Raw genomic sequence first — 14,066 nt, 5'->3', positions numbered from 1 at the left:
TACCCAATACCTGACCTTTACGATCAGGTTATTGTTTAACTAGATTATTTTGATTAGCTAAAATTACATAATTCCGAATTTTTCATAGGCATCGACGGTTGTCATACCATTTTTTAATGCCACCAAAACTTTGTTTTCGCCCTTAGCCTTTTCGAACGCACCTTGAAAAGCTTCTTCTACTGCTTCTGCTGGGATAACCAGAATACCGTCACGGTCACCATAAATAACGTCGCCCGGCATGACTTTTATTCCATCCAACTCAATAGGGACTCGCCAATCAACCACTTTCCCCCTCGGGCCTTGGTCTTGTGCGTAGCTACCAAATGAGGCGACTGGGAAGTTCAAATTTAGTATTTCGTTGGTATCACGATGGAAACCATGTACCACTGCCCCAGCAGCACCGCAGGCAATAGCACGAGTGGCCATTAATCCACCAAACTGAGCATAACGGTGTGAGCCACCAGAACAAATATAAACTTCATTTTTTTTCAGGTCGTCGAGAGCATGAAACATCAGGCCAAAGGGTTTGCTACTTAAGGGGTTATTGCCCTCATAGCTTTCATGGAAGTAATCTGCTTCCAATACCGGCATTGCGCGCCCCAAAATCACCATGCCGGTTTCGACAGGTTTAAGTTGCTGGTGTAAAAACTGATGTTTTAACCCCATGGTATCCAGAATATCACCGACGAGCGCCACAAATAATTTTTCGCGCGTCTGGGAAAATAGAACTTCATCATTTGGCCAATAATTCTTCATAATTATTCCTATCTAATTAACATTTATAGCTATTTACGAGTGATTTATTCAGGGTGGGGCTCTCGTTCAATATGATCGCCCGAGTTGCCAACTAAAAAGTCTAAATCTGCCCCAAGATGGGCTTGCTGAACGGTATTAATGTAGAGGCTGGCATAACCGCGATTGACATCAGGTAAATCTGTCACCCATTCGGCCCTGCGTGCTTCTAACTCTTGGACGCCGACATGCAGTGTCAGTGCTTTCTCATGCGTATTGAGCTCGATGATATCTCCGGTCTTCACCAGTGCGAGCGGGCCACCCACCGCGGACTCCGGGCTGACGTGCAGGACGATGGTGCCAAAGGCGGTTCCAGACATGCGGCCATCAGAAATGCGAACCATGTCTCTAACACCTTGCATCAATAGCTTGTGCGGCAGACCAAAATTGCCGACTTCCGGCATCCCTGGGTACCCTCTTGGGCCCGCACCTTTCATCACCAAAATATCGTCTTGTTCAACCGGAAGGTCTGGGTCGTTGATGACGCGGTTATAGTGTTCAATATTTTCAAATACAAAGGCTCGGCCTGTATGATTGAGCAATTCAGGCGATGCGGCTGAAGGTTTGATCACTGCGCCGTCGGGTGCCAAATTGCCACGCAATACCACGGTGCCTGCATTTTCCTGGAGCGGCGTCACTCGTGGGCTGATGACTTCTGGGTTAAATATTCTGCTTTGGCAATAATTCTCAGCCAGTGTGGCGCCGTTGATTTGCAAAGCATTACCGTGCAAACGGTCGGGTAACTGGCTAATGATTGCTGGCACCCCTCCGGCGTAATAGAAGTCTTCCATTAGGTACTGACCGGAAGGTTTCAGGTTAGCTAAGAGCGGGATGTTGTGGCTCAGTTTGTCGAAATCGTCCAAGGTCAGGTTGACGCCAATTCGCCCCGCAATAGCCAGCAAATGAATAATAAAATTCGTCGAGCCACCAATGGCTGCATTGATTGTTATCGCATTCTCGAATGCTTCGCGGGTCAGTATTTGCGACAGACGAAGATCCTGATTAACCATCTCAACAATGCGACGCCCACTCAGGCGAGAAACACGACGGCGGTTAGCATCAACCGCAGGTATGGCTCCAGCTCCGGGGAGTGTTAGTCCCAATGCTTCGACCATGCAGGCCAACGTTGAAGCGGTTCCCATAGTGTTGCAGGCCCCAGGGCTGCGCGACATGCTGTTCTCAGTTTCATCAAACTCGCTTTGTGTGATGATTTGAGCGCGCAGGTCTTCACTGAATTTCCACAAATCTGTGCCGGAACCAATATCTTTACCCTGATGTTTGCCGTTTAGCATTGGGCCGCCACTGACCACCAGAGTGGGCAAATCTACACTGGCCGCTCCCATTAAGCAGGCAGGAGTGGTTTTGTCGCAGTTAACTAATAATACGACGCCATCAATAGGATTCCCGCGAATGGATTCCTCGACATCCATACTGGCAAGGTTTCGGAATAACATGGTGGTCGGTTTCATTAAGGCTTCCCCTAATGACATGACGGGGAACTCAAATGCGATACCGCCAGCTTCCAATACTCCTTGTTTAACTTGTTCTGCCAGATCACGCAGATGCGCGTTACAGGGGGTGAGTTCAGACCACGTATTACAAATTCCTATCACCGGCCGGCCATCAAAAACATCATTAGGCAGCCCTTGGTTTTTAAGCCAGCTACGCGCAATAAATCCGGATTTATCTTTACGTCCAAACCAATCTTGACTGCGGTTTTTTTCTTTCATTTTAATGGCCTACAATTATTTTAGATATTCCAGATACTGTCCGTAAGGAATGTATTGGTGACTGGATTTGTTTTGAGTGTAAGTTCGATATGAGCTAAGTCAATGGATTCACTTGGCGGGAAATATTGGGTTTTTTGTGATGTAAAATACGTTTTTTAGCACGATTTAAATTTTTTCTTTTATTAGTAAAAGTAATGGCGAAAAAAATACTGTTTTAAATTGATTAACTCTTAAAAATAAAGCAGTTAATGGTGAATTTTCTGGCATTTAACTTTTACATATAAAAGTTTGAGGGTTTTATTTTTTGCCGAAATATGTGAATTACATCACTTATATCTTTAAATTTAGCCGAGCGGAAATAAAAAATGGAAAGATCATTAAAAGGCGTATAAATAATGTGGGCAATAGTTGGGTAGGAAGTGGTTATCTATATATAAAGTTTTTATTTTAGATAAAAATGACGAGTTTGATTGCGCGTGTAATACAAGATTAAGAAGGTAAAAATAGATTATTTATTGGCGCTAGGACAGTCTCTTTTTATAAGCCGCGTTAATATATTCCCCTAAATATAATTAAACAGAGTCTTGAGCAGACTCTGTTTTTGACTCATACCGTAAACGGCTATTGCCGTCAGCGTACTTTATTTTAGCTCACGGCTAAAAGCCTGACGATTACCTAAATCATCGACTAAGACAAAATCAACAGTTTTACTGCCCGCGAGGGGTAAACGGTTGAGTGGAAAATCCAGCTTAGAGAAGGGGGCGACCATATCGGGTAATCCTTCAGCGCTACCTAATGTGAGGGCGGAGAGTGAGGCATAATAAGGTGTCGGGTTATCAACTCTCACCACGGCGCTATTGTCGTTACGTTCTAAGGCAAAAGTTAATGCTTTGCTGACCGCATCCCCCGGCGCGGGCAAGTTTTTCGGGCGATAAAATACTTTGTATTGCATGCGCAAAGCCAGTGTAACGGAAGATTCATCATCAGTTTTAGCCGTCGCTTTGGGCGGGATTTCGTAAACATTGAGCCAGAATGCAGATTCTCTATCCAACGGTAATTTACTGGCACCCGATAAAATCAAACGCAGGCTACGTTGGGCTTGTGGTTGTAAGCGAAACAATGGCGGCAACACTAATACTGGGGAAATGGCTTTCTCCGGTGTTGCCATCAAATCGCCATCATCTACCCACACCTGTACAGCCACCGGGTAGCTATTACTGTTGACCAGTTGCAGTGATTCTTCTGTGTTGCCCTCACTGAAGATAATGCGTGTTCTTTCTGCCACGACACTTGCCATGGCCGGCACACTACAGACCATGATCAGTAATAATAGCAACCCACTGATTCTGCGTTTGAATCGCAGATTATTGAACCCGGATAACCACTTGCGCATGCGCATTCACCGCTCCTGCCGTCACAGTTTGCCCGCTGATTTTACTTAACTCAGCCCGAAAATTCTCAGTGTAACTATTACCACCACTCACTGTGCCGGTGATTTCTTGAGCGCCTTGGAAGATGCCATACCAGCCGCCGTTATTACCGGTTTGAGTCACATTCTTTGATAACAGATAAATCGGGGTGTTGTTACGGTAGATACGGATCCCAACGCCATTGGCCATTCCGGCTGCGCCATAATTATCCGAAACCAAATGACTAATACCACCGCTGCCATTCATTAACCCTAATGTTTGGGCTTTGGCGGCATTTGCAGCGGGTACCAGAAAGCCCATAGCCACTGCACCGGCATTGACGCCGGAGGAAATACCGGTCTGGCACTGGAAATCCACACTAAATTCAGCCGAACTGCTCGCGCCATTATTCAATTCCGCCACAGAAATTCGCGGCAATATTACCGTTGGGGTAAAGTTGGTCACAGAACAAATAGTGGTTCGCTGGAAATTAATATAACCGCGTAAACCAATAGAGGCAGGCCAGGTTGTATACCAGCCGGGCCAATTCGATGCCGAGTCAGTGCCCTCAACAGGGCCACTGATACCCGGCCCTTTAAAGGCGATATAGCCATTTGGCTGAGTATACGCATAGGAATAAGATGCGACGTTGTTGGTACCGCTACGGACATAATCAATACGAAACAGCTCGGTATATAGATTACTGAAATTCTTAGCTTTGACTAAAATACGGCCGGTACTGTCGGTATCAAGATCGGTTAAGCGGCGGCCTTTCCAGAAGCGAGAGTAATACTCACCTGTAGATAAATTTGTCAGCCGGATAACAACATTACGCACATAGGTGGCATAGCCAGAGGGAACATTACCCGCAATGGCTCCGTCTTCATTCATGCCAGCATAGGTACTGTCTCCGTTAGTAGCATACATTTCAAACAGTTGGTCAACATCAGCTGCGGCACAGCGGAACAGCACCCGATCAGGGTCATAACCGGTATTTAGCGCAAAAGTGGTAAAATCGGAGGTTGCTGCGGCTAATAATGTTCCGTCGGGTTGAAAATTGGCGGCGGTACTGAGATCAATCACACCGGGTAAGCCGAGCGATCCATTATTGTCATCCAGAGAACCCGACCAGGCACTGGCGGTGCCATCACCGGCACTCAACTGATTTTGTGCCGTAATCCGGGTACAAGCTGACCATGCCGAGGTGCTAAATAGCCCGATGAGTAGCATCATTCCCGCCATAATTTGTGGGCGACGGGAATTAACAGACATTGTTGGCCGTGAGGTTTCGCAAGAGATTAACTGCTCTGTTGGTCTTAACATTATTTTTCTCACATTATTAACGGCGGCAACTGCCTGTTATATGGATAATATCCTGCTCAGTATCTTGGCTAACAACATCATAAGGTAATTCACATTGTTCACTGCTGTTTTCACCCCAGTGAACATAAAGCGAACCTTTTTTCTCTTTCACTCGGGCATAGATCTGATTCCCTTGCCCCACCATACCGACCAGTTCATCTTTGCTATTAAAGACATCCGCACCCAGTGGTAATCCCTCACCATCCGCGGTTTGGGTTTGAATTAATAGCGCATAGCCGGTCAACGTTTCGAATTTCACTTTTACTGCGGCCCCGGCATAAGGAACTACGCGGCCCTGATTTTCTTTCAGCTCAGTATTGCGATTAATACCTTTGGTATCCAAACCGACCGTATTGTAATTATAAGGCGTTAATGATGGCACCAGAGCAAAGCCATTATTATCAATCCTCGCTCCTTGAGCATTTCGCACTGTTGCGCCTTGAGCTCCATCGGCTTCAATTAAACCGAAGGTATCGCCCAAATAAGGCCCAAGTGTCACACCTTTACTGTGTATTACTGCCGCGCCGCGAGCACCTGCGCCATATTGGGTATAATTATTGCCACGAGAATAACTACCATTGACGGTGGCGTTAGGGAATTGTTTCTGCACATTGGCTCCCCAATTATTTGAACTGCCACTGACATTGCTATCGTCATAACCCGCATTGACTGAATAATTAAAAGTATTACGTTCACCGGCGGTGCCTGATAATGACGTCTGATAGTTGTTACCACTTTTCGGATTGCGGTTGGCCGACATGGATAAATATTGATTCCCGCCGCCAATATTCAGTGGAATAGACACCGTTAACGACGCGATATTTTCGGTATTACCGTAGCGTGTTGTTGTCGCTGTCTGATCAGTATCATCGACATCCCAACCAAACTGGGTGGAAGTATAAATTGTGCGCTGACGGCTAATGGCTACGTTGTAGCTGATATCGTTATAACTATTTGAATAATTTAGCTGTAACTGCGTATCTCTCTGGGTATCATTATAATAATCACTGGTTGAAGCTGAGGCTGCCAGTTGCCCATATCCACCTAAAGTTTGGTTTATGGTAGTGGTAAATTGGCTGCGCTGTTTATAGGTCGCTGAATCCCAAGTCCCGCCATTTTTTTGTACTGAACGCACGCCAAATACATCATTTAAATCGCGATACCCTTTGGTGGAATAGCGATATCCCGCCAATGAAAATGTAGTGCCGGTTTCATTAAATGTCTGGCTATACGTCGCCTGCATCCGCCAGCCATTCTGGGTTTGATCATCTTCAACTTTGGCGTGGGAATAGGTGGTATTAAGACCGAATGCGCCAATTGGCGTCCCTAATACGCCCCCGGCAAGTAATGCGGCATAGTCTTGTGCTAAACGCAGACCACTGTTGGCCGTTAATTGATTCGTCAGCCCACGCTCATAGGTAAAATCAGTGAAATAGCTGTCAATATTAGTGAAATCACGAGATTCCCCAATGACCGCATTATAACGACTCACGCCAGGACGCATTGAATCCGGTACCGCACTGAAGGGCACAGTAAATGTCGAGCGGCTACCATTGGCCTCTATGACTTCAACATTCAGATCACCCTGGCTGGTGGTGCTGTACAAGTCGTTAATAACAAATGGGCCAGGAGCGACGTTGGTTTCATATATTTCACGCCCATTCTGGCGAATAATCACCCGCGCATTACTGGTGGCTACACCACGAACTTCAGGAGCGAAGCCGCGCATTGATTGTGGCCACATACGTTGGTCGGTTGCCATTTTTGCGCCACGAAATGACATGGTGCCAAATAAGGTGCTGTCGGTGAAAGTTTCACCCAGTGTCAATTGACTATCTAATTGCTCGATAGGGCGCTGCACATAGGTGCGAATATTATTCCACTGGGTATCACTGTTATTGTTATTACTGGCATAACGCACATTTGATTGCTGGCGTAATTGCCACAATCCGAGATTGAGGCCACTTTTTAGGCCAACAAAACCATAATCAGAAGTGCTATTTTGCTGCGATTGCGTATCGCTACGATAAAAGTTAGCGCTGTAGTTAACGAATGCGAGTTTTTCGCCTTGTTCCCATTCAGTGCGCTCAATATAACCGCGAGGCCGTTTTTGTAATAATGCTTGGGGGATAGAAAGCTCTAAGCGCAGTTTAGCCTGATCAAAATGAAAAGACGCCCCTTTGACTCGCTCTGATAATGGCAGGCATTGCCCCGTAGCCACAGAGTCTGAAGGTGTTGCTTCTAATTCTGACTCTACCTCAGCGACATTAGGTTCTTTAGGTGTGGTGCTATTTTTGTTAGACAGTTCAACGCCAGCCGCTGTTAAGAACTCATCATCCAGGCATGGATAAACCTCTGATGAATCAGCATTCTTAATAAACTTAACCGTCATGCGCTTGAAGGGTTTGTTATTCACCAGGACATCTACAGCATCGTAGTTTCCGGGCGTGACAGAATTCTCTTTATTCAGTTGATTCAGGCCAGAAGCAAATTTAGTGCCTAAAAAGAGCGATTCATCAAATTCGAGATTTTGTGGATCTTCCTGAGCCCAAACAGTATCGACATGTAAAACTAAAGTTATGCACAACGTTAGTACTTTCTTACGGCCAGAGAACTTCTTTTTTAGAACGACTTGTTTTAGTTCGACTTGTGCAAGCCCCATAAATAATTCCTTAGCCGGAAAGTTACTACTGACTTTTATAACTATTGAGTTTTATAACTACCGGTATCTTGCCCGCCGAAATCATTCACTAACAGGAAATTAACAATAGCATTTGAAGGTGCAGATGAATTTGGGATAACCCATTGAGCCTGAGACATAGGAGCGATCATCTCTGATTTCATTTTGAGTTTTTTACCCCCGCCAACGACTTCGCCACTGGCAATAGTGGCATAGAACCCAGTTGGATTTTTGCCTGTTACCACAACATCTTTACCTTGTTGGCGTACCGTAAAAGTCAGTGCGCTGGCAACTTGGTCAACACGGCCAGCAATATTTTCGGGCCGATAAAACACTTTAATGCGGTTACGCATCAACACTAACATTTTATTATTCTTTTCTGCTTTATTAACGGGGGGAACCTGTAAAAAATTAAGGTAGAAAACAGATTCTCTGTCCGTAGGCAAACCACTACCGGTATATTTCAGCCGTAATGTTTGGCCTGCGTTTGCTTCAATACGAAAGAACGGGGGGGTGACGATAAAGGGGGCTTTACCCGTTTCTGGGGTTGATTGAGCATCACCACTGTCTAACCAAACTTGGACAGCATTAGGGAAGTTATCCTTATTGGTTAATTGGACACTGTGCTCTTTTTCACCTGCCGAATATATAATACGACTGCCACTCATGACGACACTGGCATTAGCAAAAGACATACCCATAAGAATTAATAAAGGGATAAGCAGATAACGGTAGCTATTTATATTAAACATGATGGGAATATCCTCTGAAGGAAGCGAAAGTGGCAAATAGTTTTCTACCTACTTGAAGCTGCGGGAATAGCTATGCGCACCTACCCGCAACTTCAATTACCTAGAGTATAACCTATCCTACAATACTGATATTACAGGTAAGAAACTGCATATTGTACAGAGGCGATCACAGAACCTGGGCCCGCTTGACCAGTAGCAAAATACTGAACAGCAAAATCATGCTCGGCTGATGTTTTGCCTGCTTCTAACACGATACCCTCTTGTGCGATACCACTATTCAGATTGATACCCGTTGTTGTGACAGCATCTTTCAGTAATTGAAGCTCAACATTCGATGCTGTGCCGGTATTTTGTAAGTTACCATTAGTTGTGACTTGGTTGCCAACGAAAACTGTTTTGACATCAATATCATCAGCGCTTGCTGCACAACCTGATACACCCAGAGTAAAGGTTGTCTTACCGGCAGTTTTACCTGAAGCATCTAAATCACTGCTTGATACCGTTGGCAACAATACCATTGGGTTTGCATCAAGGCCGTTGACGGTAACAGCACAAGTTTGTGCAGTGACTTCACCTTGGAAAGTAATTGTATTATTGCTTGCTGCCATTGAAGCTGTTGTAGATGCTGCGAATAAAGCCATAGCCAAAGTAATCTTATTCATTTGAAACTCCAGTGCGATAATTTAAAATGGGTCTTGTTCTCATTACCATTTAAATATGAGTGAGAACTTAACTTAATAAACATGAAGTGGTTAATGACTATATGGCGAATAACATTCGATTATATTTGTCAGCATTCCACAAGGGTTTTCATTTAAAGTGACTCAGTGGTTTTTATTTCCGCTTCATCCCTTACTTGATGACGACAATAATATAGAGTGTGACGACGATCGCACATAGGACAAACAAACCAATGTTTGTAGGAATATTCCCAGTGAAATGCATTTTTGATTAAATAAGAATTAACTATTTGTTTTTAAACGAATTTTATTTAATTATAAAAGTCACTAATGGGATATTTCTTGTTGTTTTATTGGTAATTTACATTATCGCTGCTTGTTTTTAACATTCAAATGTAATTTATTTACATAATTCAATATATGGTTTGTAAAGTTAAGTGGGTGTTTTGTATAGATATTACAGATGAGAGGTGGAGAGGTAATAATATACATATTGTTGTCTTAAAATAATTACTATGCAATGTACAGTCTATCGAGGATAAATAGGTGTGTTGGCTACGTGTTATTTGCGCCACCGGAAAGGTGGCGCATAACTAACTTAATTACGATATAAAACTTTAATAATATGATAACCGAACTGGGTTTTTACTGGGCCATAAGGTTGCAGCAGTTCACAGCTAAATACAGCTTTATCGAATGCCGGAACCATATCCCCTTTATTGAACTCACCCAGATCACCGCCGTTACGTTTTGACGGGCAGTTAGAGAACTTTTTCGCTAACTCTTGGAAATTGGCACCGTTATTTAACTGCGCCAGAATATCGTTTGCCTGCTTTTCATCATCAACCAGAATGTGCAGTGCAGAAGCTTTGTTTGCCATAGTAACAATCACCACCAATTTATTGGGTAGGGTTATTTGAACGAAGATTATCTTCAAGGGGCCTTGAAGCGCGCCAGTGTAACGTATTTTGATCGTGATGGGGCCACTGTGGTTCGTGTTTTACAAATCATGTGTTTCATAAATCAAAAGATGGCAGGTGGTTTTTTTTCATCGACCGCTTTCTGCTACAATCCTGTTCCCCCCGTTTACTTACAGAGCTGCCGAGTGCTATGCGATTAAATCCCAGCCAACAACAAGCCGTCGAATTTGTCACCGGACCCTGCCTGGTGTTGGCCGGTGCGGGATCGGGCAAAACCCGAGTCATCACCAATAAAATTGCGCATCTGATCCGCCAGTGTGGCTATCAGCCGAAACATATTGCGGCGGTAACCTTTACCAATAAAGCTGCGCGCGAGATGAAAGAGCGTGTGGCTCAGACTTTAGGGCGCAAAGAAGCACGGGGTTTGATGATTGCGACATTCCATACCTTGGGGCTGGAAATCATCAAAAAAGAGTATAAAGCGCTGGGGATGAAATCCAATTTCTCTCTGTTTGATGCGCAAGACCAACTGGGTCTGTTGAAAGATTTGACCCACAAATGGTTGGAAGACGATAAAACGTTGCTGCAACAACTGATATCCCAGATCTCAAACTGGAAAAATGATCTTCTTGATCCTGCCGCCGCCGCAACCTTGGCGCGATCCGAGCGCGATAAGCTGTTCGTCCATTGTTATGGCTTATATGATGCTCATTTAAAAGCCTGCAATGTATTGGATTTTGACGACCTTATCTCGCTGCCGACTCTACTGTTGCAAAACAATCTGGAAGTGCGCGAACGTTGGCAAAATCGACTGCGTTACCTATTAGTAGATGAATACCAAGATACCAATACTAGCCAGTACCAAATGGTTAAACTGCTGGTGGGCAGCCGGGCGCGCTTTACCGTGGTGGGTGATGACGATCAATCCATCTATTCATGGCGCGGTGCGCGGCCACAGAACTTAGTTTTGCTGAATGAAGATTTCCCTCAGTTGCAGGTGATCAAGCTGGAGCAGAACTACCGCTCTTCGGGCCGTATTCTGAAAGCGGCCAATATTTTGATCGCCAATAACCCCCATGTTTTTGAAAAAAGGCTCTTTTCTGAGTTGGGTTATGGTGATGAGCTCAAAGTAATTACCGCCAATAATGAAGATCATGAAGCTGAAAGGGTGGTCGGTGAGCTTATTGCCCACCATTTTGTGAAAAAAACGCAATATAGCGACTATGCCATTTTATATCGCGGCAACCACCAATCACGGCTGTTTGAAAAGCTGCTGATGCAAAACCGTATTCCTTACCGTATCTCCGGCGGCGATTCATTTTTCTCGCGTCCAGAGATCAAAGATTTACTGGCTTACTTGCGGGTATTGACCAATCAGGATGATGACAGCGCATTCTTACGCATCGTGAATACCCCAAAGCGTGAGATAGGTTCAGCGACGGTTCAAAAACTGGGTGAATGGGCCAATGTGCGTAATAAAAGCCTGTTTCGTGCCAGTTTTGATTTAGGGCTAGGTGAGCATTTGAAAGGTCGGGGGCTGGAATCATTACAGCGCTTTACGCATTGGATGGACGGCATTATTCGGTTAGTGGAACGCGAGCCAGTGGCGGCAGTGCGGGATTTGATCCACGGCATTGATTATGAGAGTTGGCTGTTCGAAACTTCCCCTAGCCCGAAAGCCGCTGAGATGCGGATGAAAAACGTCAATTTATTATTCAGTTGGATGACCGAAATGCTGGAAGGGTCAGAATTGAATGAACCAATGACTCTGACTCAGGTTGTCACGCGCTTTACCCTGCGCGATATGATGGAACGCGGGGAAAGTGATGAGGAGCTGGATCAAGTGCAGTTGATGACTTTGCATGCTTCAAAAGGACTGGAATTCCCGTATGTATTCTTGGTCGGCATGGAAGAGGGCTTATTGCCACACCAAAGCAGTATTGACGAAGATAATGTCGATGAAGAGCGGCGGTTGGCCTATGTTGGGATCACCCGTGCTCAGCGCGAACTATTTTTCACTTTGTGCAAAGAGCGGCGGCAGTACGGCGAGTTGATTCGGCCAGAACCAAGCCGTTTTCTGATGGAATTGCCGCAGGATGATTTGAAATGGGAAAATGAGCGCAAAGTCGTGAGTCCGGAAGAGCGGATGCAAAAAGGCCAGAGTCACCTGGCCAATATTCGAGCGCAACTTGCGAATGCTAAAAAACCACAGTAAAGCTGATGTGGCGCTGCTCGGTTACCAAGAGTTTAGTTCAATTCTTCTAATAATAGCGGCCACTGAACATAGCTCTGCCAATGACTTTCTTGTTCTAATGCTTCTGCGCGATAAGGATGCTGTTGCAGCCAGCCCTGAGGTAATAGCACATACAGCACTTCTCCATTGGCCCGTAGCCTGACAGCGGGTAGTGTGTCATCTCGGCGACGGCTGGAGAATATAATCGCCAGACGTAATAAACGACACAAGTGCTGAGCCATATCCACTGGCAGTGCATTTTGTTGATTGAGCAGTGAGAGATCGAGTGTATCACTCTGATTTTGCAGCAAAGCCGCAAGTAGCAGTTTTTGAGCGGGAGTAAAACCAGGAAGATCCAGATTGCGTATCAGGTAAGCAGCATGTTGCGGAGCACGTTTAAAATCGATGCTTAGGCCAATTTCGTGAATCAAACAGGCATTTTGCAATAACTCGCGACATCGGCCATCAAGATGCCACTCTTTTTCCACCTGAAGTAAAAAGTTATCGGCCAATTTACTGACGCGTTTGGCTTGTTCAGTATCCAGTAAATAGCGGCGCTGTATATTTCGCACTGTTCGGCTGCGAACATCTTGTTCTACCGGCAAATGAAGCATGCCATAGACCAGCCCTTCACGTAGTGCGCCGCCCGCTAGCGTCATACTTTCAATCGCCAACTCTTGGAATATTGCAATTAAGATAGACAGGCCACTGGGGAAAACCAGTGCGCGTTCCAGTGTTAAACCGGGGATTTCCAGTTCTTCCAGTTTGCCACATTGAATCGCTCTTTGTTTGAGCTGCTGCAATTTGGCTAAGGTGATCAGCTCGTCCATACCCTGGGCGACCATGATTTCTTGCAGAGCCTGCACCGTGCCAGAGGCTCCTACACAGACTTGCCAGCCATGGTCACGAAAGCGCTGTGCGATAGGTTTGAGCATCTCACGAGCGGCTAACTCTGCACGATCAAAATTGTCTTTTGCCAGATTGCGGTCACTGAAGTAGCGCTCCAGCCAGGTTACGCAACCCATTGATAAGCTGACCAGAATATTTGCCTGAGCACCATGGCCGGTCACCAGTTCTGTGCTGCCACCGCCAATATCGACGACTAAACGCTGCTCTGGCCCACCGGTAGTATGGGCGACGCCCTGATAAATCAGACGCGCTTCTTCTTCACCACTAATTACTTGAATCGGACAACCGAGGATTTCAGCCGCAGTTTGCAGGAATTCTTCAGCATTTGAGGCCAGACGCAGGGTGGCTGTTGCGACCACACGAATCTGACTCAAAGGAATGTCCTGCAAGCGCTCTGAGAAAAGCTTCAAGCATTGCCAGCCACGTTCCATCGCTTCTTGCGATAGGTGGTTTTGGCTATCCAGACCCGCCGCCAGACGGACTTTCCGCTTGATTCGGGCTAACGTCTGGATACTGCCAGCCACCTCACGTACCACCAACATATGAAAACTGTTGGAGCCAAGATCGATGGCAGCATAAAGTGAGGTGGAACTTAGCAT

10 protein-coding genes are annotated in these 14,066 nt (G+C 45.5%); 1 reads left to right on the top strand and 9 read right to left on the bottom strand.

What is annotated here, in order from left to right:
• Nucleotides 1-63 precede the first annotated feature (63 nt).
• The 8 genes from DX162_RS05200 to ppiC all read right to left on the bottom strand — a co-directional run bounded on the left by DX162_RS05200 (nucleotide 64) and on the right by ppiC (nucleotide 10,285).
• Complete coding sequence (locus tag DX162_RS05200; RefSeq protein WP_049563012.1) at nucleotides 64-756, bottom strand: RraA family protein; 693 nt, start codon at nucleotides 754-756, stop codon at nucleotides 64-66.
• Between the two features lie 44 nt (nucleotides 757-800).
• Nucleotides 801-2,522 carry an IlvD/Edd family dehydratase gene (locus tag DX162_RS05195; RefSeq protein WP_004393109.1) on the bottom strand — a complete coding sequence of 574 codons (1,722 nt, stop codon included), beginning with the start codon at nucleotides 2,520-2,522 and terminating at the stop codon, nucleotides 801-803.
• A gap of 640 nt (nucleotides 2,523-3,162) precedes the next feature.
• Nucleotides 3,163-3,921 carry a fimbrial biogenesis chaperone gene (locus tag DX162_RS05190; protein ID WP_032821111.1) on the bottom strand — a complete coding sequence of 253 codons (759 nt, stop codon included), beginning with the start codon at nucleotides 3,919-3,921 and terminating at the stop codon, nucleotides 3,163-3,165.
• Nucleotides 3,887-5,164, bottom strand: a complete 1,278-nt coding sequence (gene stbD / locus DX162_RS05185) for a fimbrial usher protein StbD (RefSeq protein ID WP_172460440.1) — start codon at nucleotides 5,162-5,164, stop codon at nucleotides 3,887-3,889. The genes DX162_RS05190 and stbD overlap by 35 nt, the downstream gene beginning before the upstream one ends.
• A 106-nt stretch (nucleotides 5,165-5,270) precedes the next feature.
• Entirely contained in the window at nucleotides 5,271-7,955 is a 2,685-nt protein-coding gene (locus DX162_RS05180) for a fimbria/pilus outer membrane usher protein (RefSeq protein ID WP_032821113.1), read from the bottom strand.
• Nucleotides 7,956-7,996: 41 nt separating this feature from the next.
• Nucleotides 7,997-8,725: a fimbrial biogenesis chaperone gene (locus DX162_RS05175; protein WP_004393122.1), complete on the bottom strand. Its 729-nt coding sequence runs from the start codon at nucleotides 8,723-8,725 to the stop codon at nucleotides 7,997-7,999.
• Nucleotides 8,726-8,856: 131 nt separating this feature from the next.
• On the bottom strand, nucleotides 8,857-9,387 hold the full coding sequence (locus DX162_RS05170; RefSeq protein ID WP_004393124.1) for a fimbrial protein: 531 nt from the start codon (nucleotides 9,385-9,387) through the stop codon (nucleotides 8,857-8,859).
• Between the two features lie 616 nt (nucleotides 9,388-10,003).
• Complete coding sequence (ppiC, locus tag DX162_RS05165; protein ID WP_004704164.1) at nucleotides 10,004-10,285, bottom strand: peptidylprolyl isomerase PpiC; 282 nt, start codon at nucleotides 10,283-10,285, stop codon at nucleotides 10,004-10,006.
• A gap of 230 nt (nucleotides 10,286-10,515) precedes the next feature.
• On the opposite strand from ppiC, the gene rep reads away from it, so the two are divergent.
• Complete coding sequence (gene rep / locus DX162_RS05160) at nucleotides 10,516-12,540, top strand: DNA helicase Rep (protein ID WP_004393127.1); 2,025 nt, start codon at nucleotides 10,516-10,518, stop codon at nucleotides 12,538-12,540.
• Between the two features lie 32 nt (nucleotides 12,541-12,572).
• Here the strand turns inward: rep and ppx are convergent, their stop codons facing one another.
• Nucleotides 12,573-14,066 carry an exopolyphosphatase gene (ppx, locus tag DX162_RS05155; protein ID WP_032821115.1) on the bottom strand — a complete coding sequence of 498 codons (1,494 nt, stop codon included), beginning with the start codon at nucleotides 14,064-14,066 and terminating at the stop codon, nucleotides 12,573-12,575.

The sequence above is a fragment of the Yersinia kristensenii genome (genome assembly GCF_900460525.1).
Lineage (GTDB): Bacteria > Pseudomonadota > Gammaproteobacteria > Enterobacterales > Enterobacteriaceae > Yersinia > Yersinia kristensenii.
Note: the sequence above shows the minus strand (reverse complement) of the source record. Positions and strands in the feature narration are given on the sequence as shown.